Origin of the sequence: Faecalibacterium prausnitzii (assembly GCF_019967995.1) — a bacterium.
GTDB classification, from domain to species: Bacteria; Bacillota; Clostridia; order Oscillospirales; family Ruminococcaceae; genus Faecalibacterium; species Faecalibacterium prausnitzii_E.
On the sequence record NZ_CP065377.1, the window covers coordinates 2,460,476 to 2,482,876 of the forward strand.

At 55.4% G+C, this 22,401-nt stretch carries 17 protein-coding genes, 2 pseudogenes and 1 riboswitch; of the genes and pseudogenes, 9 read left to right on the forward strand and 10 right to left on the reverse strand.

Annotated features, from left to right (window positions below):
- Positions 1–15: 15 nt before the first annotated feature.
- The 4 genes from ribE to ribD are packed head-to-tail and all read right to left on the reverse strand — an operon-like array spanning position 16 to position 3,452.
- On the reverse strand, positions 16–492 hold the full coding sequence (ribE, locus tag I5P96_RS11965; protein WP_223382309.1) for a 6,7-dimethyl-8-ribityllumazine synthase: 477 nt from the start codon (positions 490–492) through the stop codon (positions 16–18).
- Positions 493–513: 21 nt separating this feature from the next.
- Complete coding sequence (locus I5P96_RS11970; RefSeq protein WP_223382310.1) at positions 514–1,710, reverse strand: bifunctional 3,4-dihydroxy-2-butanone-4-phosphate synthase/GTP cyclohydrolase II; 1,197 nt, start codon at positions 1,708–1,710, stop codon at positions 514–516.
- A 12-nt stretch (positions 1,711–1,722) separates the two neighbouring features.
- The gene (locus I5P96_RS11975) at positions 1,723–2,364 is read right to left on the reverse strand and encodes a riboflavin synthase (protein WP_223382311.1); all 642 of its coding nucleotides are present in this window, start codon (positions 2,362–2,364) and stop codon (positions 1,723–1,725) included.
- Positions 2,328–3,452: a bifunctional diaminohydroxyphosphoribosylaminopyrimidine deaminase/5-amino-6-(5-phosphoribosylamino)uracil reductase RibD gene (ribD, locus tag I5P96_RS11980; protein WP_223382312.1), complete on the reverse strand. Its 1,125-nt coding sequence runs from the start codon at positions 3,450–3,452 to the stop codon at positions 2,328–2,330. The genes I5P96_RS11975 and ribD overlap by 37 nt, the downstream gene beginning before the upstream one ends.
- Before the next feature lie 151 nt (positions 3,453–3,603).
- Positions 3,604–3,718, reverse strand: a riboswitch (FMN riboswitch).
- A gap of 420 nt (positions 3,719–4,138) precedes the next feature.
- Here ribD and I5P96_RS11985 point away from each other — a divergent pair.
- The 4 genes and pseudogenes from I5P96_RS11985 to xerC all read left to right on the forward strand — a co-directional run bounded on the left by I5P96_RS11985 (position 4,139) and on the right by xerC (position 8,661).
- A pseudogene (locus I5P96_RS11985) lies at positions 4,139–5,395 on the forward strand (phage/plasmid primase, P4 family).
- Positions 5,396–5,646: 251 nt separating this feature from the next.
- Positions 5,647–6,894 carry a plasmid recombination protein gene (locus I5P96_RS11990; RefSeq protein WP_223382313.1) on the forward strand — a complete coding sequence of 416 codons (1,248 nt, stop codon included), beginning with the start codon at positions 5,647–5,649 and terminating at the stop codon, positions 6,892–6,894.
- A gap of 30 nt (positions 6,895–6,924) precedes the next feature.
- Positions 6,925–7,251 (forward strand): helix-turn-helix domain-containing protein, encoded by a 327-nt coding sequence (locus I5P96_RS11995; RefSeq protein WP_223382314.1) that lies wholly within the window; start codon positions 6,925–6,927, stop codon positions 7,249–7,251.
- 12 nt (positions 7,252–7,263) lie between these two features.
- Positions 7,264–8,661 (forward strand): tyrosine recombinase XerC, encoded by a 1,398-nt coding sequence (gene xerC / locus I5P96_RS12000; RefSeq protein ID WP_223382315.1) that lies wholly within the window; start codon positions 7,264–7,266, stop codon positions 8,659–8,661.
- Positions 8,662–8,765: 104 nt separating this feature from the next.
- Here xerC and I5P96_RS14325 read toward each other — a convergent pair.
- A pseudogene (locus I5P96_RS14325) lies at positions 8,766–10,386 on the reverse strand (recombinase family protein); the annotation flags it as partial.
- The gene (locus I5P96_RS12020) at positions 10,385–11,260 is read right to left on the reverse strand and encodes an AraC family transcriptional regulator (RefSeq protein ID WP_223382317.1); all 876 of its coding nucleotides are present in this window, start codon (positions 11,258–11,260) and stop codon (positions 10,385–10,387) included. The gene I5P96_RS12020 and the pseudogene I5P96_RS14325, both read right to left, overlap by 2 nt.
- 154 nt (positions 11,261–11,414) lie before the next feature.
- Between I5P96_RS12020 and I5P96_RS12025 the strand changes: the two genes are divergently transcribed.
- Genes I5P96_RS12025 through rhaD form a run of 3 tightly spaced genes read left to right on the forward strand, consistent with a single transcriptional unit; the run spans position 11,415 to position 14,841 of the window.
- Entirely contained in the window at positions 11,415–12,737 is a 1,323-nt protein-coding gene (locus I5P96_RS12025) for a rhamnulokinase (protein ID WP_223382318.1), read from the forward strand.
- Complete coding sequence (locus I5P96_RS12030) at positions 12,734–13,993, forward strand: L-rhamnose isomerase (RefSeq protein WP_223382319.1); 1,260 nt, start codon at positions 12,734–12,736, stop codon at positions 13,991–13,993. Before I5P96_RS12025 ends, I5P96_RS12030 begins: the two co-directional genes overlap by 4 nt.
- Before the next feature lie 20 nt (positions 13,994–14,013).
- Positions 14,014–14,841, forward strand: a complete 828-nt coding sequence (gene rhaD, locus I5P96_RS12035; protein ID WP_223382321.1) for a rhamnulose-1-phosphate aldolase — start codon at positions 14,014–14,016, stop codon at positions 14,839–14,841.
- Positions 14,842–14,929: 88 nt separating this feature from the next.
- Here the strand turns inward: rhaD and I5P96_RS12040 are convergent, their stop codons facing one another.
- From I5P96_RS12040 to I5P96_RS12050, 3 genes are all read right to left on the reverse strand, one after another.
- Positions 14,930–16,129 carry a helix-turn-helix domain-containing protein gene (locus tag I5P96_RS12040; protein ID WP_223382323.1) on the reverse strand — a complete coding sequence of 400 codons (1,200 nt, stop codon included), beginning with the start codon at positions 16,127–16,129 and terminating at the stop codon, positions 14,930–14,932.
- A 36-nt stretch (positions 16,130–16,165) separates the two neighbouring features.
- Complete coding sequence (locus I5P96_RS12045) at positions 16,166–17,512, reverse strand: MATE family efflux transporter (protein WP_223382325.1); 1,347 nt, start codon at positions 17,510–17,512, stop codon at positions 16,166–16,168.
- Between the two features lie 75 nt (positions 17,513–17,587).
- Positions 17,588–18,595 (reverse strand): SDR family NAD(P)-dependent oxidoreductase, encoded by a 1,008-nt coding sequence (locus I5P96_RS12050; protein WP_223382327.1) that lies wholly within the window; start codon positions 18,593–18,595, stop codon positions 17,588–17,590.
- A gap of 194 nt (positions 18,596–18,789) precedes the next feature.
- Here I5P96_RS12050 and I5P96_RS12055 point away from each other — a divergent pair, with 194 nt between their 5' ends.
- Positions 18,790–19,326: a TetR/AcrR family transcriptional regulator gene (locus tag I5P96_RS12055; RefSeq protein WP_223382329.1), complete on the forward strand. Its 537-nt coding sequence runs from the start codon at positions 18,790–18,792 to the stop codon at positions 19,324–19,326.
- Positions 19,327–19,380: 54 nt separating this feature from the next.
- Here I5P96_RS12055 and I5P96_RS12060 read toward each other — a convergent pair whose 3' ends face one another.
- Positions 19,381–20,682 carry a glycoside hydrolase family 1 protein gene (locus tag I5P96_RS12060; protein WP_223382331.1) on the reverse strand — a complete coding sequence of 434 codons (1,302 nt, stop codon included), beginning with the start codon at positions 20,680–20,682 and terminating at the stop codon, positions 19,381–19,383.
- Positions 20,683–20,910: 228 nt separating this feature from the next.
- On the opposite strand from I5P96_RS12060, the gene I5P96_RS12065 reads away from it, so the two are divergent.
- Positions 20,911–22,401, forward strand: a complete 1,491-nt coding sequence (locus I5P96_RS12065; protein WP_223382333.1) for an MFS transporter — start codon at positions 20,911–20,913, stop codon at positions 22,399–22,401.

Genomic DNA, 22,401 nt, shown 5'->3' on the forward strand with positions numbered 1-22,401 from the left:
ACTCCTGTGTGAATTTTATTCTGCGGCGGCATCCATTTCCCGGAGCAGGTTCACCATCTCAATGGCGCTGACCGCACAGTCATAGCCTTTATTGCCTGCTTTGGTACCTGCCCGTTCGATGGCCTGTTCGATGTTTTCGGTGGTCAGAACACCAAAGAGCACGGGAACTCCGCTTTCCAGTGAAATCGTGGCAATGCCTTTGGAAACCTCATTGCACACATAGTCGTAATGGCTGGTAGAGCCGCGAATCACGGCACCAAGGCAGATCACAGCATCATACTTTCCGCTTTTTGCCATTTTAGAGGCAACCAGTGGGATCTCAAAAGCACCCGGAACCCATGCGACATGGATAGCAGTCTCCTGCACATTATGCCGGAGCAGGCCATCCATTGCGCCGCTCAGAAGCTTGGACGTGATAAACTCGTTAAAACGGGCTGCTACGATACCGATCTTGATATTCTGAGAAACCAGCTTACCTTCAAACGTTTTCATTCTTAAATACCTCTTTCGTTGTTAATATTCCAGAATATGTCCCATCCGTGCCTGCTTCGTTTTCAGGTAGAACAGGTCATACGGGGTTGCCGTCATCTGAATGGGTACGCGCTCGGAGATCTCCAGCCCAAACTCGGAGAGCTGATATACTTTGTCCGGGTTGTTGGTAAGCAGGCGCAGGCTTTTTACGCCAAGTTCCCGGAGGATCTGCGCGCCGAGATAATACTCCCGTTCATCTCCATGGAACCCCAAGGCAAGATTGGCTTCCAGCGTATCCATGCCCTGCTCCTGAAGTTCATAGGCACGCAGTTTGTTGATCAGACCGATGCCCCGGCCTTCCTGCCGCATATAGAGCAGGATACCCCGGCCTTCTTTTTCGATCTGCGTCATGGCAGCGGCCAGCTGCTGGCCGCAGTCACAACGCAAAGAGCCAAATGTATCTCCTGTCAGGCATTCCGAGTGGACGCGGCACAGAATATCCTTTCCATCGCCAATGTCACCTTTTACCAGTGCAATGTGATGCTCTCCGTTCAGGCGGCTCACAAAACCATAAGCTCTGAAGGTGCCATACTTGGTGGGCAGGTTCACTGCCGTCACCTGATCGACCAGTTTATCGTGACACTTGCGGTACTCCTGTAAATCACGGATGGTGATGAATTTGATCTGGAAACGCTCTGCCAGCTTTGCCAGTTCAGCGGTGCGCATCATCGTGCCATCCTCCCGCATGATCTCGCAGCACAGGCCGCATTCTTTCAGCCCTGCCAGACGGCACAGGTCAACGGTTGCTTCCGTGTGACCGTTGCGCTCCAGTACACCGTTCTTTTTTGCCAGAAGGGGGAACATATGGCCCGGTCTGCGGAAATCTTCTGCTTTTGAGTGGTCGTCCACACAAGCCATCGCCGTAATGGAACGCTCTGCGGCAGAAATGCCCGTAGAAGTAGAAATATGGTCGATCGACACGGTGAATGCCGTTTCGTGGTTGTCGGTGTTGTGCTGCACCATCTGCGGAAATTGCAGCTTCCGGACAAAGGCTTCGGACATCGGCATGCAGATCAGACCCTTGCCGTGGGTCGCCATAAAGTTGATGTTTTCGGTGGTGGCAAATTCCGCAGCGCAGATGAGATCCCCTTCGTTTTCACGGTCGGGGTCATCCGTTACCAGAATGATTTTTCCTTGTCTCAGGTCTTCCAAAGCTTCGGGAATGGTATTGAAGTTCATTGTAAACGCTCCTTAAAAGCCGCAGCGCAGCAGCATTTCTTTTGTGAGTGTGTTTTGTTTCGGTGCTTCCGGTTGAAGCAGCTTCTCAATATATTTTCCGACAACGTCGGTTTCCAGATTGACAAAATCTCCTTTGTGCCGCTGGTGCAGGTTCGTCTGACGGACAGTGTGCGGTATCGTGGACACGGCAAAGCCCGTGGGTTCCACTGCAGCCACGGTCAGGCTTATGCCATCCACCGTGATGGAACCCTTTTCGACGACATAGCGAAGGATCGCAGGATCCCCATGAATGGTGTACCAGACAGCGGTATCGTCCTTTCGGATGTTGGCAATGCGTCCGATCCCATCCACATGGCCTGCTACGATGTGTCCGCCAAAACGTCCATTGGCAGGCATGGCACGTTCCAGATTGACCGCACTTCCAACGCTGAGCTGTGCAAGCGCAGAGCGGTTCAAGGTCTCGTGCATGACATCCGCAGCAAAGCTATCCGGGAAGAGCTGCCTGACGGTCAGACAGATGCCGTTGACGGCGATGCTGTCACCGATCCTGGTTTCTTCCAGAACGGTTTTTGCACGAACAGTCAGCACGGCGGAATGCTGTCCCCGTTCGATAGATCTTATTGTGCCGACTTCCTCCACGATTCCTGTGAACACGGGTACTCCACCTCACTTTCGATCAGGAAATCTTCGCCAAGCTGTTCCAATCGGCTGTTCTTCAGGCGGAATGCAGCATCCGGAAACGAAACACCTGCACCCTCAATGGGTGCTTTGGCATCCCTACCTCCGAACAGCTTCGGGGCGATGTAAGCCTGTACCTGCTGCACGATGCCGCTTTCCAGTGCAGACCAGTTCAAGGTTCCGCCGCCTTCCAGCAGAATGCTGTCGATCTGCTCCTGTCCCAGCTGTTCCATCAGTTGCGGAAGATTCACATGACCGCATTGCTCTTCCAGACAAAGGATCCGGCAACCGGCCTGTTGATATGCCGCCTGTTTCTCTGGGTCGCCGCAGCAGGTCGCAAGAATGGTGGGGACCTGTTTGGCGGTCATGACCACCTGTGATTGCAGCGGTGTCCGCAAATGTGTATCACAGATGATCCGGACAGGATCACGGCCACCCTCTATCCGGCAGGTCAGCAGCGGGTCATCTGCCAGAATGGTTCCGACTCCCACCATAATGCCGCGGAATCGGTGTCGCTGCCGTTGAACATGATTCCGGGCAATTTCCCCGGTGATCCATTTGGAAGCGCCTGTGTATGTGGCGATTTTTCCGTCCATCGTCATGGCGTATTTCATGGAAACGAAGGGGCGTTTTGTGGTGATATAGTGGAAGAATACCTTGTTCAGCGCATCGCATTCCTCTTGCAGAACATTTTCGGTCACATCTATGCCGTGTGCGCGCAGGATTGCAATTCCTTTTCCGGCCACCAGCGGATTCGGGTCAGCAGAACCCACGACCACCCGGTGAATGCCCGCGCCCAGAATCGCATCCACGCAGGGCGGCTGCTTTCCGTAATGGCAGCACGGTTCCAGTGTCACATACATGGTCGCTCCCTGCGGATCTTCGGTGCAGGATGCCAGCGCATTGCGCTCCGCATGAGCCTGACCGTATTTCTGGTGCCAGCCCTGTCCGATGATCCTGCCCTCTTTTACGACCACGGCACCCACCATCGGGTTGGGCGATGTCCACCCGCAGCCCTTTTTTGCAAGCTGCAAAGCCAGACGCATATAGTCTTTGTCGTTCATCGTGTTGCCTCCAAAAGAAAAAGCCCTGAACAAAAACGTTCAGGGTAAGCCGAAAAGACACAAGGGATCCTTGTGCAAAAAAGAAAGCTCCAGAATGCAAACGCATCCCAGAGCAGCCTCCACAAGCGCAGAACCGTGCGGGCTCTGCGCTTGGTATCTTCTTTCATCCAGACTGTACTGTCGGCTTCGGAGTTTCACCGAATCATGCCTTACGGCTCGTGGGCTGTACCACCGGTAGGGAATCACACCCTGCCCTGAAGATTTCTGATTCAATTACAGCGGCATTATAGCACGGCTCCTTTCGGATTGCAAGGGCATTCTGCAAACCGGGACGAAACCGGGATGAAGATGGTTTGAGGGTGGGAATGAAACTTTTAGGCTGTTGTTGCCTTGTCAAGAGGGCTGGCACCGCCCAGCCCTCTCTCTTTTTGCCAAAGTTTTCATTGCTTTTTCTTGCACACTGCCGAAAGTGACGTATTCTCAAAACTTTTTGTTGACACGGCTCGATTTTGTGGTAGTCTATTCCAACAATTGAATATAACATATTTTTACATATTCGTTCAGACCCTGCGGGGCTGAACATCTTGGCTTTCAGCCGTTACATAACCGACTAGCATGACCTTCCAGAAAAAGCGAAGGCAGGGCTAGTTTGTTTTGTGACGGCTTTTTTGTTGCCGTTTTGCCCGTTGGACCTTGAAAACCGCATGACCGTCTGCATGGGATACCCGGCGATGACCCCGGAAGGCAGGGTCACAGACACCATGAACCTGCGTTGTGAAATTTTCGATATGCTGCGAGACCATATCGGCGCAAATATCGCCAAACGAGTCAGCAATGTCGTGGACGTACTGAAGCTGGCGGCACAGGTGGAGGACTTCCCGCCCATCACCGACCGCATTGCGCTGGCAAACGGCACCCTGTATCTGGACGGCACCTTTCAGGAGGGCAAGCCGGAGATCGTGCGCAACCGGCTCCCGGTCAAATATGACTCGAAAGCCCCGCAGCCCACCCATTGGCTGCGGTTTCTGTCCAACCTGCTCTACCCAGAGGACATTCCCACGGTGCAGGAGTTCATCGGCTACTGCCTGATCCCCAGCAACAAGGGACAGCGCATGATGGTCATTAAAGGCAGCGGCGGCGAGGGAAAATCGCAGATCGGTGTGGTGCTGTCCCGCTTGTTCGGCTGCAACATGAAGGATGGCAGCATCGGCAAGATCTCGGAGAACCGCTTTGCCCGTGCCGATCTGGAGCACACCCTGCTCTGCGTGGACGATGATATGCGGATGGAAGCCCTGCGCCAGACCAACTACGTCAAGTCCATTGTGACCGCACAGGGACAGATGGACTTGGAGCGCAAGGGCAAGCAGAGCTATCAGGGTTGGATGTACGCCCGCCTGCTGGCGTTCAGCAACGGTGACTTGCAGGCTCTGTATGACCGCTCGGACGGATTCTACCGCCGCCAGCTCATCCTGACCACCAAGGACAAGCCCCTCTCCCGTGTGGATGACCCGGACATTGCCGAGAAGATGGCAGCATAGGTCGAGGGCATCCTGCTGTGGGCATTTGAGGGCTTGCAGCGGCTGGTGAAGAATGGATTCCAGTTCACCGAGAGCGACCGTGCCAAGCGCAACCGGGAACTGGTGAAGCGGGACAACAACAATGTGTTCGATTTCCTCGAATCCGAGGGCTACATCCGCCTGAAGGCGGATGCCTGTACCAGCTCAAAAGAGCTGTATGAGGTCTACAAAATGTGGTGCGAGGAGAACAGCCTGAATTCGATCAAGGCCAGAGGGTTCAGTGATGCCCTGATTGCCAACCAGCGCAGGTATAATCTGGAATCTACCAATAACATCGTCAACTCGTCCGGGCGGCGTGTCCGGGGCTTTGTGGGCATCGAAGCCCTTGTGCAGCCCGACCTTACTCCCAACAGTTGGCGAGTATGACCCCCTATAACGGAGAATTTGGGTGTTTTGCTGCGTACGTGCGTACGCGGCAGCTGCCCTCTCTCCGTACGCACGTACGCAGCAATTGACCGAAAACGCACTTTATAGGGGTGTTGTTGGCAGGATGTCAAATTGACAGCTTGCCAAATCAACGGGTCAAAATGACCCGTTGAAAAAGCCGGACGAGCTGGTGGGCAGGGATTCGCAAATCTTTGACCGCCAGCTTGTTCGGCTGTAAATCAAGTGCCGCCATGTGGCACCTGACAAGCGTCCGAAATCTCGCTGTTTCGGACAAGGCTGTTAGCAACACCCAGCAGCACAATGAACGCGAAAAGGACAGCTATCGGAACCCCGACATTCTTCCCCACCGCACCGAATGGAACGTCCATTTCAAGAAGCCCACCGCCAGCTACACCGACCTGTTCGCCCAGATGGAAGCTGCTGGCACCATTTCCACCCGTGGCCTGAAACCGGATGCCACCCACTACTGTGAGCTTATCTTTGATGTTAACTCCGCCTATTTTGACAACCATGGCGGCTACGAGTTCGCCAAGCAGTTCTATGCGGATGCCTATAAAGCCGCTGTCCAGATCGTAGGTGGTGAGCAATATATCCTCTCTGCCGTCATGCACGCCGATGAGATCAACCGTGCCATGACCGAGGCACTAGGCAGGGAGGTCTACCACTACCACCTCCATGTGGTCTATGTTCCTGTGGTAGAAAAGCAGATCCTCTGGTCGAAACGCTGCAAGGATAAGGCTCTGGTCGGCACAGTCAAGGAGACTGTCATGCAGGTCAGCCGGAGCAAGAAGTGGGCATCCAAGCCCCTGCTGGACGATGCCGGAAAGCCTGTCCTTCAAAAGAACGGCAAGCCAGTCCTGAAGAAGTCGTACAGCATCTTGCAGGACGATTTCTTCAACTATATGCGTGTTGCCGGGTACACCGATGTGGAGCGCGGCGAACGTGGCAGCACCGAAGAACACCTGACCGTAACCCAGTTCAAAGTCCAGCGGGAGCAGGAGCGGCTGGACAGCCTGACCGCCCAGATTGACCAGAAAGAGCAGCACCTCACCCAAACCAACAAAACCCTCTCCAAGACCAAAAAGGAACTCGTCGCTATTCAGAAGAAAGCTGCTGTCACAAAAGATGCTCTCATCCACGCACAGGATATGGAATCCTTGGGCAAGCGTACCCTGCTGGGTAATTATTCCCTGACCGAAGATGAATTATCCGCCCTGAAAAAGCAGGCAGCACACGGCTATGTCATAGATGTTGAGAACCGCCAACCGAAACAGCAGTTGGCGGCTGCCAAACGGGATTGCGCCGAATGGCAAGCTCGTTACCGTGACCTGCGGAATGATGTCCAGCCATATCTGAACGCTTTGCGCCACGCCCCGGAGCGTGTGCGCAATTTTTTTGAAAATCTTCTCTCCCAGAAACCGGAGCGCACAGCGAGTATCCCCAAAGACCGCCATCACGAGCAGAACGCTGAGCTTTAACAAACCAGATGTAAAAAAGGAGACTTGCCTATGACAAAAAACCGCACTACCACTATCCCCAGCAAAACCACCTCTGTGAAATATGAAAATTATACGAAAAACATCTTGCAAACGGACTCGAACCTCGCTACAATGGAGATGTCCAAATCCCCTGCCACAGAATCTTCTGACCAGACCAAAGCAGCCAAGCACGAACCCCTTGTTTACCGGGTAGAGGAGATTGCCCAGCTTTTGGCGATTTCTCCCCGTGCGGCGTACAACCTGTGCAACACCACGAAGGATTTCCGGGTCCTGCGCATCGGCACCAGCATCCGGGTGAACAAGCAGAGTTTCGACAACTGGTTTGCGGCGGTCTGAGGGAGGTAATCTATGGCATCTATTATGAAGCGCGGAGATTCCTACTCCGTCCGTTATAAGTACAAAGACCATTCCGGCAAGCCCTGCGAGGGCTGGGAGAGTTTCAAGACCAGGAAGGAGGCGCAGGAGCGAAAAATCACGGTCGAGAAAGAACTGCTGGACGGCACGTTCCTTGTTCCCGACACCATAACGGTCGAGGAAATGCTGTACAAGTGGATTCCGATCCAGTCCACCAAACACAAGTGGTCACCCAAGACCTACACCCAGTCCGTGGCGATGGTGCAGAACCTTATCGTGCCCTATATCGGCAATCGCAAGGTGCAGGAGCTGCGAACCTACGACATTGAGAAGTTCTATGCAACCCTCGCCAAGACCCCCTGCGGGCAGTATGTGCACGGCGTAAAGCAGACCCTGACCGACAAGCAGAAGAAGCGGCTGCTGTCCAGCACCTCCACCCATGAAGTCCACACCTTGCTGAAAACCGCCTTTTCCTACGCAGTGGAATGGGACTTGATCCACAAGATTCCCCTGCCCCGTGATGCCCCCAAGGTCAACATCGAGGAACGCACCATCTGGGACGAGAAAACCATGCTGACAGCTTTGCAGACCATCGAGAACCCTGCCCTGCATCTGGCGGTGCACATGAGCATGATTCTTTCGCTTCGTGAGGGCGAAATTCTCGGCTTGCAGCCGAGTGATCTGGATTTCGATGCCGCCGAAGGGCGCGGCACCATCTCAGTCAGCAAGACCATGCAGCGAGCCAACAAGGACGCTCTGGAAAAGCTCGACCCCAATCAGGTCTACCACACCTTCCCGGACAGGCGGGAGGGAAGCAAATCCTCCCTCATCCTGAAAAAGCCCAAGGCCAAGAAGTTCAACCGCATCCTGTATATGACCAAGCCTCTGAAAGCCGAGCTTCTGGCATGGCTTGAAAAGCGCAAGCAGGACGAGCAGAATGCCCCAGAAAAGTACAATAACTGCGGGCAACTGTTCCGGCTCCCGGACGGCTTGCCCATTGCGCCAGAACTGCTGACCAAGTGGTATCGGCAATGGCGGTCAGCGCACCCGGAGTTCGAGCAGATCGTGTTCCATGGTCTGCGGCATTCCAGTGCCACCTACCAGCTCTTGCAGTCGGACGGCGACTTCAAGTCTGTTCAGGGCAACACAGGTCATGCAACGGCATCTGTCCTGATGGACACCTACGCTCACACGCAGGATAAGCCCCGGTTGGAGCTGACCGAGAAGATCGAAGCAAACTTCTATTCCCAAGACCTGACCCCGGCAGCATCCCAGCCCCTGCAAAACGAAAAGCCGGCGGCAACAAAAATCTCCGGTAAGGAGATCCTTGAAGCCATCCGGCTGATGGACGCAGACGAACGCAGAGAATTGACGAGAGTTCTGTTTGCATAAAAGATTCACGTTTGCGAAGCAACAAAAGCCCCAGTGGGGCTTTTGAGTGACCGAACGGTCTTGCGCCAGCAAGATGGAGGGGCCTTGCCCCGACAAGTGACTTTTTATGCAAAGGAAAGCAGGCTGTGCAAGCCATGCGCAGAAACGCCCTTGATTCGGGCAAATGTGCAAACGGTGTGCAGAAAGTGTGCAGCCGCTTTCCTACATAAAGAAAGAACGCCAAATCTTTCGATTTGACGTTCAATATCTGGTGTACCTCGCGCACTCATATCCGAACTTTTCTCCGCTTTCACGGCTTCCCCGAAAGCGACCGTTTCTGTACCTTCCTTATAGTTAAAGGTAATAAGTACCTTACCATCGTAGAGATAGATGGCATTGATGAAGGTATCCACCAGTGCCTGCCGCTGCTCCGGCTGGGTCATATCCAGCTTGCGGAAGCGAAGCAGCCATCGCAATCCAACTTTTTCAATCGTTTGCAACATCGTTGGATTGCATATCGCAAAATATACCGGTTAGAACAGTATTCCAAACCTGCCCTTGCGATTGATCCGGACGAACTCCTCTTTCATCTTTGGCTTAGCCAGCCGTTCCTCTGCAATGCGGGCTTGCAGTTCTTTTCGCTGATCTTCCAGAGCTTCCAGCCGTTCCTTGGTAGAGCTGGTCAGAATGCCCATCTGGATGGCATTCAGCATATTGGTGATGCCGACTTCCGTTTCCTTCAACTGCTTTTCGTAGATGGGCAGGTCTGTGCTTTCCTGATTTTGCAATTCCATGACTTTGGCAATGATGGCATTCATGGAAGCGTCATCTTCCACCAGCTTCATGGTCTCGTTGACCACTAGATCTTCCAGCCACTGTTTCCGCACGGCCTTTTTATCGCAGGTCTTTTTCTTCTTGGCGGCGGCACACATGTAATAGGTATACATTTTCCCGGTGTGGCTGACACCGCTTTCTCCGAACATCAGCGCTCCGCACTTACCGCAGTACAGCTTGGTGGTGAGCAGATAGCTTTCCTCTGCCTTATGACGGGCAGGGGCCTTTTTATTTTTCGCCAGCTTTTCTTGCACCTTGTTGAACAGGTTCGCGTTTGCGCAGCGAAGCGGAGCAATGAAAGCCCCAGTGGGGCTTTTAAGCGACAGAACGGTCTTGCGTAGCAAGATGGAGGGGCCTTGCCCCGACAAGTTCACCTGATACCAATGCCGGAATTGCATTGGGCTGTACCACATCCCGCAAACGCAATTCGCCGATGTACCGGCGATTACTCAGCATCCGCTGAATTGTGTTATAGGACATCTCCCCGCCCATCGAATTTTTAATGTTGTGCGCCTTTAACCAATCCCGCAGATCAGTCATGGTCGCGCCGTCTGCATACTTCTGGAACGTCTGCTCCACATACGGGGCCAGCAGCGGGTCGGGCTGGTAATGCCGGGTCTCATCGATCATGTAGCCGAACGGAATCGTGCCGCCATTATAAATACCCTTGAGAGCGTTCTCGGTCATGCCGCGCACGACCTTTTCAGACAGGTCAGCCGAGTAGTATTCGGCGTAACCTTCCAGCACCGATTCCAGAATAATGCCCTCCGGGCCAGCTGAAATGACTTCCGTTGCCGATACCAGTTTCACGCCGTTCCGCTTCAGTTGGGTCTTGTACCGGGCACTGTCGTAGCGGTTCCGGGCAAAACGATCCAGCTTCCAGACAATGATGACATCAAAGATGCCACGCTCACCGTGCCCCCTCCAGCGGCTTCAGCGCACTTTTGCGGTATTGCAGGGGGCTTTGCCCGGTGGCTTTTGCAAAGCGGGTGGAAAAATTGCTGGCATCCCCAAAACCCACTTCCCGTGCGATCTCGCTGACGCTGTGGTCGGTGAGGACAAGCAGCTCCTTTGCCTGGGTGATGCGAAAGTTGACCAGGTAATTATACGGTGTCGTGCCCATATACCGCCGGAACAGCCGCAGAAAATAGCTTTTGCTCATGTGCGCCTCTGCCAGCAGGTCGGCAAGGCAAAGTTCCTGCTGGTAATTTTTGCGCAGGGTCTCCACTGCCTGCAAAATGACCTGCCGTGCGCTGGTGGTTTCAGCTTCCGCAAGAATGCTCTGTGCACATAAGGCAAGCATTTCGTGGAGAGCCAACCCGGTGTGCACCATGCTGTCCACGGTGCTGCGCTCCATCTGCGCTAAAAGCGTCTCAAAATATTCCTGCATCTTGACCCCGGTGAGCTGCACCGGGGTCAGTTTTTTGCCCGGCAGCAGCAGCGGCTCCATAGCGGCGACCCCTGCGCCGTCCAGATGCACCCAGTAATGATGCCAGCAGCTTTGCCCCGGGGCGGTACAGTAGCTCTGCGGCGTGCGGCAATTCAGCAGCAGCGCCTGCCCGGTGCTGAGTACCACATGGCTTTCCCCCTGCTCGATCAGCCCTGCACCCCGGAGGGTGTAAAACAGAAGGCAGCTTTCTTTATCGGTGCGGGCGGTGGAAAAGTGCTGCTGGGCGTAAAACACCCCTGCCTCGGTGCAGTAATAGGGCTGTGCCAGCTCTGCTTCGCTGGGGGTGGTGCGCTTCCAAACGCTTTCCGGGGTCACATCCATGTTGTAGGTCAGCATTTTCCGATCCCTCTCTTTCTGTGTTCAGTATAGCGCACCAGCCTTTGTCGTGCAAGAGTAGACTTTTCACAAAAAACGCGTCACCTTTGCGGATGGAATCGGCGGCATCATGGGGCTATACTGGTAACAGTCAAAGCCACACAGGAGGCGCATTATGCACAAAAACTATCTTGCCATCGACATTGGCGCGTCCAGCGGGCGGCACATTGTGGGATGGATGGAGAACGGCGTTCTCCGCACCGAAGAAGTGTACCGTTTTCCCAATAGCGTCCGGCGGGTGGACGGTCATCTGGAATGGGACATCGACAGCCTGTTCGTCCACGTGAAGCAGGGCATCCGGGAAACCTTTGCCAAGTACCCGGAAATTGAGAGCCTTTCCATTGATACATGGGCGGTGGACTATGTGCTGCTGAAAGATGGCAACCCCCTCTCCCCGGTCTACGCCTACCGCGACAATCGGACGCAGGCCGTGCTGAATGAGGTGCACAGCATTCTGCCGTTTGAAAATCTTTATGCACGCACCGGCATCCAGTTCCAGCCCTTCAACAGCATTTATCAGCTGTACGCCGACAAAACAGCCGGGCGGCTGGCGCAGGCCGAGGACTTTTTGATGATCCCGGAATATCTGCTGTGGAAGCTGTGCGGCGTGAAGGCGCGGGAGTACACCAACGCCACCTCCACCGGCCTTGTGAACGCCCAGACCGGGGAGTACGACCCGGAGATTCTCAAAGCTTTGGGCTTGCCGGAGGCGATGTTCCCCAAGCTCACCGCTCCCGGCACGGTGCTGGGGCCTCTGAAAGCAGACATCGCCGCCGAGGTGGGTGGGCAGACCAAGGTGGTGCTGTGCGCCACCCACGACACCGCCAGTGCCGTGGAGGGCATTCCCATGGAACAGGGGGCTGCGCCGTTCCTCTCCTCCGGCACATGGAGCTTGCTGGGGGTCAAGCTGGCAACGCCCATCACCAGCCCGGAGAGTTGCCGCGCCAACTTTACCAACGAGGGCGGCGTGGGGTACATCCGCTACCTGAAAAACATCATGGGTCTGTGGATCATCCAGTGCTTGCAAAAGCAGTTGGGCATCTCCTTTGCCCAGATGGTAGAGCTGGCAAAAACCAGCACCTACACCCGCATTTTTGATGTGAACGCAGCCCGGTTCTCTGCCCCGCAGGATATGCGCGCAGAGATCAGAGCCGCCCTTGCCGAGACCGGCGAAGCTCCTGCCACGGATGCCGACCTCATCAACAGCGTCTATCATTCGCTGGCGTACTGCTACGGGGAAGCCTTCCGGGAGCTGGAAGCCCTCACCGGGCAGCACTGGGACAAACTCTACATCGCAGGCGGCGGCGCAAAGAACGCCACCCTGAACGAGCTGACCGCCCACTATACCGAGAAACAGGTGGTGGCGCTGCCCATTGAGGCCACCGCCATCGGCAATTTGAAGATTCAGATGAGCATTCCTGAAGGAGGAACTTTATGAGCTACGCAGAAGCAAAAGCCCGCTACGCCGCCATTGGCGTGGACACCGAAGCTGCCATTGCCCGGTTAAAGACCGTGCCTATCTCCCTGCACTGCTGGCAGGGAGATGATGTCCGGGGCTTTGATACCGACCCCACCAAGCCCCTGACCGGCGGCATCCAGACCACCGGCAACTACCCCGGACGTGCCCGCACCCCGCAGGAACTGATGGCCGACATGGACAAGGTGCTGTCCCTCTGCCCCGGCACCAAAAAGATCAATCTCCATGCCTCCTACTCCATTTTTGACGAGGAAAACCCATGGGTGGACCGGGACAGGCTGGAGCCGAAACACTTCAAAAAATGGGTGGATTTCTGCAAGGCAAGAGGGTTGGGCGCAGACTTCAACCCCACCTTTTTCTCCCACCCCAAGTGCGACCCTCTGACCCTTGCCAGCCCCAACGAGGAGACCCGGAAATTCTGGGTAGAACACGGCAAAGCCTGCATCCGCATCAGCCAGTATCTGGCGGAGGAGCTGGGGCAGCCCTGCACCATGAACATCTGGACAGGCGACGGCTTCAAGGATATCCCGGCGGACCGCAAAGGTCCCCGCGACCGCTATAAGGCAAGCATTGACGAGATTCTGAGCGAACCTTACGACTTCAGGCTGGTAAAGCCCTGCATCGAGAGCAAGGTGTTCGGCATCGGTGTGGAGGCGTACACCGTGGGCAGCGCTGAGTTTGCCCTGAGCTATGCCGCCTTCAACCGGGAAAAGTGCATTCCCCTGATGGACAACGGTCACTACCACCCCACCGAGGTGGTCAGCGATAAGATCCCTGCCCTGCTGGCCTTCTTCCCGGAGATCGCGCTCCACATCACCCGCCCCATCCGCTGGGACTCCGACCATGTGGTGCTGTTCGACGATGAAACGAAGGAAATTTGCAAGGAGATCGTCCGCTGCGGCGGTCTGGATGGTCGGGTGAACATTGCACTGGATTACTTTGATGCCTCCATCAACCGCATTTCCGCATGGACGGTGGGCTTCCGCAACGTGGAAAAGGCCCTGCTGTCGGCTCTGTGCGCCCCCCACACGGTGCTGAAGGAGCTGCAGGACACCAACCAGTTCACCGAGCTGATGGTGCGGCAGGAGGAGTTGAAGACCCTGCCTTTTGGGGAGGTCTGGGACGAATACTGCCGCCGGAACGGTGTGCCGGTGGACGGTGCATGGTTTGAGGAAGTAAAGAAATACGAGCAGAATGTGCTGTGCAAGCGCATTTGAAAACAGAGAGGTGTTTGAAGATGGGTATTCTGGATATTGATATCGTCAAAGGTTTTATGCGGATGTGCAACGATGGCTGGCTGCAGGGCTGGCACGAGCGCAACGGCGGCAACCTGACCTACCGCATGAAGGAGGAGGAAGTGGCCCAGTGCCGTTCCTTCTTCAATGCACAGCCCGGTGAGTGGGTCAACATGGGCGTGCAGGCAGGTAATCTGGCGGGCGAGTATTTCATTACCACCGGTTCCGGCAAGTTTTTCCGCAACGTGGAGCCGGACCCTGTCCACAGCATCGGCATTGTGGAGATCAACGAAAAGGGCGACAGCTGGCGCATCGTCTGGGGCTTGGAGGGCGGCGCAAAGCCTACCAGCGAGTTCCCCAGCCACTTTATGAACCACAGCGTCCGCAAGGCGGCCACCAATGGCGCAAACCGTGTCATCTACCACTGCCACGCCACCAACGTCATTGCCCTGACCTACATCCTGCCCCTGACCGACCGGGACTTCACCCGTGCCCTGTGGCAGAGCGCCACCGAGTGCCCGGTGGTGTTCCCGGAGGGTGTGGGCGTCTGCCCCTGGATGGTGCCCGGCGGGGCGGACATTGCCATGGCCACCAGTGAGCTGATGAAGCACTATCAGGCAGCCATCTGGGCACAGCACGGTCTGTTTGCCTCCGGTCCGGACTTTGACATCACCTTTGGTCTTGCCCACACCATCGAAAAGAGTGCTGAGATCTACGTCAAGGTGCTCTCCATGGGCGGCGGCATCATCCGGCAGACCATCACCGACGATGACCTGCGCGCCATTGCCCGCGACTTTGGCGTGACCCTGAACGAGAAGTTCCTTAACTGAGCCATTCTTCCCTCATTTTTCTTCTTCAACGCAAAACAGGCATCCTGTCCGATACCGACAAGTGGTATCGCAGGATGCCTGTTCTGCTTTATGTTTCCCGGAACTCCATAGGCGTTTTTCCGGTGACCTGTTGAAAGACTGCGCTGAAATAATTGCGGGTGGCAAAGCCAAGCTGCTCGGAAATTTCCCGGACGCTGAGCGTTGTGCTTTTCAGCAGAACCTTCGCGCGTTCGACCTTTGCAAACTTCACATAGTTCGTGACGCTCAGACCCGTTTCTTCCTTGAATTTATGGGTGAGGTAGTATTCCGTGTAGCCCACCAGAGCGGCAAGATCTTCCGCCACGATCTTTTTGTCCAGATTCATCTCGATATGATCCACACATTTCTGGATCTGCATACTGAGGTTGGGGTTCGTCCGGTGTTTGTGGACACGCCGAATGAAATCATCGTACATCATCATTGCAAGCGGGCTCAGTTCATCCAACGATTTTGCCGCTTCCGCCGTCTGAATGTAGCTGTCCCCCAGCGAGTACGCCTCCTCCGGGGAAAGACCGCCCTCAATGGCGGCACGGCACACCAGCGAGGTGAACACGATGATGGAAGTCTTGCTCTGGCGCAGAACATCGCTGCTCTGCACCGGAACGCCTGCACTCATGCTCATACTGTTGGAAAGCGCCTGCTTGTAATTCAGGTCTCCGGTGCGGACCATTTGCAGCATTCCCTGCTCCGCCATCCAGATCTTATGCCGGTCATGGGGAATGGCATCGCTTTTCAGCCGTTCGTCCTGTGCTGCACTGCTGTTCACACTGCTCAGCTCCAGCCGCTGCCCGGTCAGGCAGTAGTGCATCATCAGCAGATAGCGGTTCATAATGGTGTTTTGCAGGGTAGGAACTTTTTCAAGGGCTTTGTAAAGCTGGATCGTCCATGCCACACTGATCTCCAGCTTGCTGTAATATTTCAGCCCTTCCTCGATCCCGCGCATTGTCACATCCTGATAGAACACCGGCCCAATGACCCAGACACGCTTCAGTTTTCCCTCTTCCTTTTCAAAGGCTGCGCCCCACAAAAGACCCAATGCCGTCCCCAAGGTAACAGGTACATCGTCCCGATCCCCATGCTCCAGCATCCGCTGTTTGCAGCCGAACAGTTCAAATGCACTGGCAAGAAATGCCTCGTCCGGGCAGTTGCTCCGCAAGAGCACACCTTGTGCATCATAGCACCATGTATATACATTTCCGCCGCACTTGACAAGCTCGGAAAACAGCATCATATTCTGGAGAACATCCATGCCTAATCCCTCCGGCTCATTGATGGAAACAGTATATCATACTTCTGCCGTTTTTTCTACCGATGCCCGGAGCCAGTGCAGCAGGATGCCTGCGGAGATGACCGCAGCGCCCACGTCTGCCATCAGGTGCGCCGCCGCAATGCCCTGCACCCCGCAAAGCGCATTCATCAGGTACAGCAGCGGGATCAGCAGCAGCCCCTGCCGCAAAAGAGAGAGCACCACCGCACCACTTGCCCTGCCTACGGATTGCAGCAGGCTGGTTGCCAGATAGGTCAGACCGATCACCGGGCTGCCCAGCACCAGATAGACCACCAGCTGCGTCCCCAGACGGAATGCGCCTTCTTCCTTGATGAACATCCCGATCAGGGCATTGCGTCCGGCAAAGCTGGCCGCCCCGGCAAGAACACCAAAAACAACGGTCAGCAGGATCAGATCCTTCAAAAGCTGCTTCAGGCGCTTCGTGTCGCCTGCGCCGTAGCTGTACGCCAGAAGCGGCTGGCACCCCATGCAGATCGCCATGGCGATCATGCTGATGATCATGGTCGTCTTGCCCGCTGCCGCCATGGCTGCGACCGCCGCCGTGCCGTGGGTCACCAGCAGCCGGTTGCTGAAGGAGGAGGCAAACCCTGCCAGCAGGCTGCTGATCCCGTTGGGCAGACCAATGGCCAGCATCTCACCCAGCATCTGCGGTTTTTTCAGGGCAGGACGGAGATCAATGGTCAGCACCGTGCCGTGTTTGACGATGTAGCGCAGATAGCAGCCCGTCGCCACAAGATTGCCCAGCACACTGGCAGCAGCCGCACCGCTGACGCCGAAGTTCAGCACCAGAATGAACAGCGGGTCAAAAATGCAGTTGACCAACGTGCCCAGAAGATTGCCGATCAAGCCTTCTTTTACTGCGCCCTCTGCACGCACCAGCATCGCCATGCTGTTGGACAGGATAAAAAGCGGCGCACCCAGTGCAAGGACCTGAAGATACCGCTCTGCATAGGGAAAAAATTCTGCATTTGAGCCCAACATCCCCAGAAGTGGCACTCTGCTCACCAGCAGACCGATACTGACCAGAACGCCCAGAAAAAAGCTGCTCCAGAAGCAGAGCGAGGAGCAAGTCTTGCCCTGCTCGATCTCGCCTGCGCCAAAACAGCGTGCAATGATGGCGCTGCTGCCTGCGCCAAGCATGGTCGCTACTGCCGAAAGGATCGAAAACACCGGTCCCACAACGGAGACCGCCGCCACCTGTGCGGTATCGCCCAGACAGCCCACAAAAAACATATCCGCCATGTTGTACAGCACCATGACAAGGATAATGACAATGGAGGGCACCGCCATGGAAATGATGGATTTCCAGACAGAGCCGGTACGGAAAAGTGCTTCGTTTTTCATGGTCTCCTCCCAAAAATCAACCACACGCAGGCAGAACGAAAGCCCCTGTCAAAGAGGCTTTCCGAGCTGCTTCGGTCACAGGTTGTCCAGCGCACCCAGCAGTGCTTTCAGCGCCGTTTCCGGCAGCCCAAGCATAGGGCCGATCTTGCCAAATGTCATGCCGTAGGCAGCTTTTGCCTGCTGGTTGTCGGCAAAACCGGGCAGGTACTGCTCCACGATGGCTTTTGCGGCCTCGTTTTCCATCAGTGCTGCAATCGTGCTCTGGCTGTTCAGCTTGCCGCCGGTCAAAATTTCCGGGTGCTTCCAGCTGCTGATGCTCTGGTGTCCGGCAGACAGTGCGCCGTCCACCGGGATGGCTGCACCGGTGATGTACCGTGCCAGACCGCTGGCAAGGAAAAGTGCCAATGCAGCGCACTCCTCCGGGTCGCCCATCCGCTTTGCCGGGCAGTCGGCTGCAAAGAAGTCCATGGCCGCAGCCGGTGCATCCCCGAAAATGCTGGTTCTGGTGTAGCCGGGACAGATGGCGTTGACGGTAATGCCGTATTCTGCGTAATCCAGCGCCGCTGCGCGGGTCATGCCGACCACGCCGAACTTGGTGGCACTGTACAGCGCCTGTCCACGCTGGGGCACAAGACCCGCCACCGATGCCACATTGATGAGGAATCCGCCTTCGCTGTGGCTCTTGAGGATGGCCTTGGCGCCGTACTTCATCCCGGCAAAGACACCCTCGCTGTTCAGGGAGAAGATCTTCTCGTAATCCTCTACCTCATACTCATGCAGTGGTGTGCCGCCCATGCCGATGCCTGCGTTGCTGACAACGCCATCCAGCTTGCCGTAGTGCGTCACCGTCTTATCCACCAGTTCTTTGATGGCAGAAGCCTTGCTGCAATCGGTCTGGATAAAGATGGCATCGCCGCCCTTGGCGCAGATGCCATCTGCCACAGCCCGCCCCTGCTCTGCACTGCGGGCTGCACAGACCACCTTCATGCCGTTTTCGCCAAAGCACTCGGCAATGGCCCGGCCGATGCCACGGCTTGCGCCGGTGACGATGACCACTTTTCCGTTCACACTGCTGAAATCCATAAAATGCCTCCACTTGATGTTTCATTCTCAAATACTCAACTGTGAGTTGCTTATCCATCTCCATGGTGCTATAATAGCACTGCGCCGCAGGGGCCGCAATCAGCAGTTTCCGGCGTATCCGGTGTTTAAGCAACGAATCACGTTCAAAGCGTTGGTTAAGCACCCTTTATGAAATCAATTGATGGAGGAATTCTATGGATATCCGGGTCAAAAAAACGAAGCGTGCCATTCAGAAAGCGTTTGTTGCCCTGCTGCGGGAGAAGCCGATCGAAAAGATCACGGTCAAAGAAATTGCCGAACGGGCCGAGATCAACAAAACGACCTTTTATTCCCACTATGAAACGCTGGATGCCCTCACCGCCGAAATGGAGCGGCAAACGGTCCAGCTCGTCTGCGACAATATGGGCGGCGCACAGCAGCTGCTGGATACGCCGGAGGCGTTTGTGCGGGAGATGTTTGCTTCTCTCCAACAGGCAACCGATTACCTCGGTGTCGTTCCGGCATCCGCGATGAACCGCTTTACACAGCATCTGCGTGATGCGATTCTGGAACAAATCAAACTCGCAAACATGGAACCATCCCAATATGAAAATGTCGGTGCCATCCTGATCTTTGTAATGAACGGTCTTTCCGGGCTTCTGAACACCGACGCAAAACTGGCACAAAAACAAATTGATGTAATCGCCGCCGTGGTTGCGGATGGTGTCCATGGTCTGCATCTTTCCCGCTGAGCAAAAACAGGCTGCGAGAAGCATCTTCCGCAGCCTGTTTTTTGCTATTGCAGCTTATCTTTCTGCGTAACTACCCAACACCGCAAGGCTGGGCTTTGCGGTCCGTTCCATGGTTTCACGGTTCACGGCGATCAGTCCAAACTGCATGGCATAGCCCTTCTGCCACTCAAAGTTGTCCATCAGGCTCCAATGGAAGTATCCCTTCACCGGAATGCCGTCGGCGATGCAGTGCTGCACACCATCCAGTGCCTGCCGGATAAATGCCACACGGCGGGTATCATCGGCGGTGGCAATGCCGTTTTCGGTCACGATCAGGTCACCCTTGAATTCCTCTGCCACCTTGCGAATGACGTGTTCCAGTGCCTGCGGATAGACCTCGTAGTCCATCTGGGTCAGCTCTGCGCCCTCCGGTGCCGGCAGCTGCCCCTGCGGGCCATAAAGGGTGCGGGTATAGTTCTGCACACCCAGAAAATCATCGTCTTTGATATAAGGCAGATAATGGGTGAACTCCTCCTGCCATGCGGCTTCGGCAAAGGCTTCGCCGCCGGGCTGTGCCTGCAAGTCGTGCAGCGAAAGGGTCAGACCCACCTTGACCTGCGGGCAGAGGGCTTTGATGGCATCCCGTGCGGCTGCATGGGCACGCATCACCAGCAGATCACCTTCCGGGGTGCGCTCGCTGACAAAGATCTGCGGCTGGGGTGTGCCGAACACCTGTGCATTCTCCATGGCGGCATACTTCATGTTTTCCATCATCTTCTGGAAGTTCATGCCCACCTGCACCGTGCCCTCGGCAGACTTTCCGGCCGATGCGGCATTTTGGGCAGCCCGTTCTGCCATCAGACGGAACCGCTTGGAGATCGCGGCCAGCTGCAAGCCCATATTGGCCTCGTTGATGGTGCAGACATAGCGCAGCTCGCTGCCCAGCTGTTCCATCACATAGGTCACATAACGTTTGAAATCCTCTACGGTGCTTTCGGTTTCCCAGCCGCCCTTGCAGATGAGCCATTTCGGGCTGGTGAAGTGCAGTAGGGTGACGATGGGTTCTACGCCATGCGCTTTGCAGCAGGCGATCACCTTGCGGTAATGCTCGATAGCTTCCGGATCGAACTTTCCTTCCTCCGGCTCTACCCGTGCCCACTCGATAGAAAAGCGGTAGGCGTTCAGCCCGGCATCGGCCAAGAGCTTGATATCTTCTTCGTACCGATGATAATGGTCACAGGCAATGCCGCTGGGCTCCGTAAAGCTGGAATGGGGCAGCTGCTCCTGTGCCCAGTAGTCACTCTTCGTATTGTTGCCCTCTACCTGATGGGCTGCTGTTGCAGCACCGATGAAAAAGCCTTTTTCAAATTTCTGCATGATGGTTCTCCCTTCCTGCGTGTTGCTTGTTGAGACTATTGTAGCAGACCTGTTTTGCCCCTATGGGACAATAAATCGCGAAGGCGGATGCAAATTCACGCACCACAAATTATTGCACGAATTTTTGTCCTTAACTATCGTTTTTCATCCGGCAGTGGCTGTTGCATTCTGTTATTCTGGTGTCAGAGAAAGCGGAACTCAGTTCACACAAAAAGGAGGAAAATCATTATGTTCCAAAAGAAACCCAGTGCCAGTGAAGTAGACGGCGTCCAGTACCGCCGTGCAAAGCTCTGGCAGATCATCTGTTACGCCTGCAACGCTTTTGTGGGCATGAGCATCTATTCCCTGATCGGTATGGCCAGTTATTCTGCCAGCATCGGCTACGGCATCACCACTGCAACCGTCGGTCTCATCCTGATGCTGGCCCGCATTCTGGACGGCTTTACCGACCCGATGCTGGCGTTCATCTACGACCGCGTCAACACCCGTTTCGGCAAGCTGCGCATTCTGCTGATCAGTGGCTACCTGATCGAGGCTGTCGGTCTGCTGTGTATGTTCAACCTGTGCTCCAGCAAGGGCTTCGGCTTGCCGGTGTTCGTTTTGACCTACATTATTTACATCATCGGCTATACCGTCACCAACATGACCGCCCAGACCCTGCCGGCTATCATGACCAACGATCCCCGCCAGCGTCCCACCATCGGTGTCTGGAGCACTGCGCTGAACTACTTCGTGCCCATGGGCATGAGTATGCTGATCTACACCGTCATCCTTCCCAAGTGCGGCGGCACCTTTAATCAGGACTTCCTCAGCACGGTCTGCACTATCGTGCTGATCATTGCCGGCATCGGCACCCTGATCGTCTGCGCCGGTATCTCCGCCTACGATAAGCCCGAAAACTTCGAGGGCACCAGCAAAAAACACGAGCCGCTGAAAACTGCGGATATTCTTGAGGTGCTCAAGCACAACAAGCCCCTGCAGTGCTACATCGCCTCCAACGCTTCCGATAAGCTGGCACAGCAGGTAGGCAGCCAGGCCATCATCAACACGATGCTGAACGGCATCCTCATCGGCAACATGGGTCTTGCTACTACCCTTGGCGTGATCAGCATGGTGCCTTCCATCTTCTTTGCAGCCTTCGGTGCGAAGTATGTGGGCAAAAATGGCAGCAAAAAGGGCATCGTGACCTGGACCTGCGTCAGCATGGCCATCGCTTCTGTGCTGTTCCTGTTCTTCATCTTTACCGACACTCGTCAGATCGGTGTGATCGGCAGCTGGAACATGATTGTTTACGTCCTGCTGACTCTGCTGCAGAACGGTTCCATGATGTGCATTACCACCTCCAACACTTCTTACATGGCCGATACCATCGACTACGAGCTGGACCGCAGCGGCCGCTATATCCCGGCTGTCGTTTCTGGTACTTACAGTCTGGTGGACAAGCTCATCACCTCGGTGGCTGCTGTCATCGCCACCGGTGCGGTCGCCCTTCTGGGTTACACCACCACCATGCCCCAGCCCACAGATTCCTACACCAGCGGCATCTTCTGGATGACCCTTGCCATCAAGTTCGGTCTGCCCATGCTGGGCTGGGCCATCACCCTGATCGCCATGCTGGGCTGCCCGCTGACCAAGGAAGAAATGGTCAACGTCCAGAAGCGCATCGCAGATAAGAAAGAAGCCCTTCGTCATGAAGTAATTGCAGAACAGATGCAGTAA

Bases quoted from the DNA above. Each gene is read 5' to 3' on its own strand.
- ribE (WP_223382309.1), bottom strand. From the start codon at position 492: ATGAAAACGTTTGAAGGTAAGCTGGTTTCTCAGAATATCAAGATCGGT.
- I5P96_RS11970 (WP_223382310.1), bottom strand. From the start codon at position 1,710: ATGAACTTCAATACCATTCCCGAAGCTTTGGAAGACCTGAGACAAGGA.
- ribD (WP_223382312.1), bottom strand. From the start codon at position 3,452: ATGAACGACAAAGACTATATGCGTCTGGCTTTGCAGCTTGCAAAAAAG.
- I5P96_RS11990 (WP_223382313.1), top strand. From the start codon at position 5,647: ATGTGGCACCTGACAAGCGTCCGAAATCTCGCTGTTTCGGACAAGGCT.
- I5P96_RS11995 (WP_223382314.1), top strand. From the start codon at position 6,925: ATGACAAAAAACCGCACTACCACTATCCCCAGCAAAACCACCTCTGTG.
- xerC (WP_223382315.1), top strand. From the start codon at position 7,264: ATGGCATCTATTATGAAGCGCGGAGATTCCTACTCCGTCCGTTATAAG.
- I5P96_RS12020 (WP_223382317.1), bottom strand. From the start codon at position 11,260: ATGCTGACCTACAACATGGATGTGACCCCGGAAAGCGTTTGGAAGCGC.
- I5P96_RS12025 (WP_223382318.1), top strand. From the start codon at position 11,415: ATGCACAAAAACTATCTTGCCATCGACATTGGCGCGTCCAGCGGGCGG.
- I5P96_RS12030 (WP_223382319.1), top strand. From the start codon at position 12,734: ATGAGCTACGCAGAAGCAAAAGCCCGCTACGCCGCCATTGGCGTGGAC.
- rhaD (WP_223382321.1), top strand. From the start codon at position 14,014: ATGGGTATTCTGGATATTGATATCGTCAAAGGTTTTATGCGGATGTGC.
- I5P96_RS12040 (WP_223382323.1), bottom strand. From the start codon at position 16,129: ATGGATGTTCTCCAGAATATGATGCTGTTTTCCGAGCTTGTCAAGTGC.
- I5P96_RS12045 (WP_223382325.1), bottom strand. From the start codon at position 17,512: ATGAAAAACGAAGCACTTTTCCGTACCGGCTCTGTCTGGAAATCCATC.
- I5P96_RS12050 (WP_223382327.1), bottom strand. From the start codon at position 18,595: ATGGATTTCAGCAGTGTGAACGGAAAAGTGGTCATCGTCACCGGCGCA.
- I5P96_RS12055 (WP_223382329.1), top strand. From the start codon at position 18,790: ATGGATATCCGGGTCAAAAAAACGAAGCGTGCCATTCAGAAAGCGTTT.
- I5P96_RS12060 (WP_223382331.1), bottom strand. From the start codon at position 20,682: ATGCAGAAATTTGAAAAAGGCTTTTTCATCGGTGCTGCAACAGCAGCC.
- I5P96_RS12065 (WP_223382333.1), top strand. From the start codon at position 20,911: ATGTTCCAAAAGAAACCCAGTGCCAGTGAAGTAGACGGCGTCCAGTAC.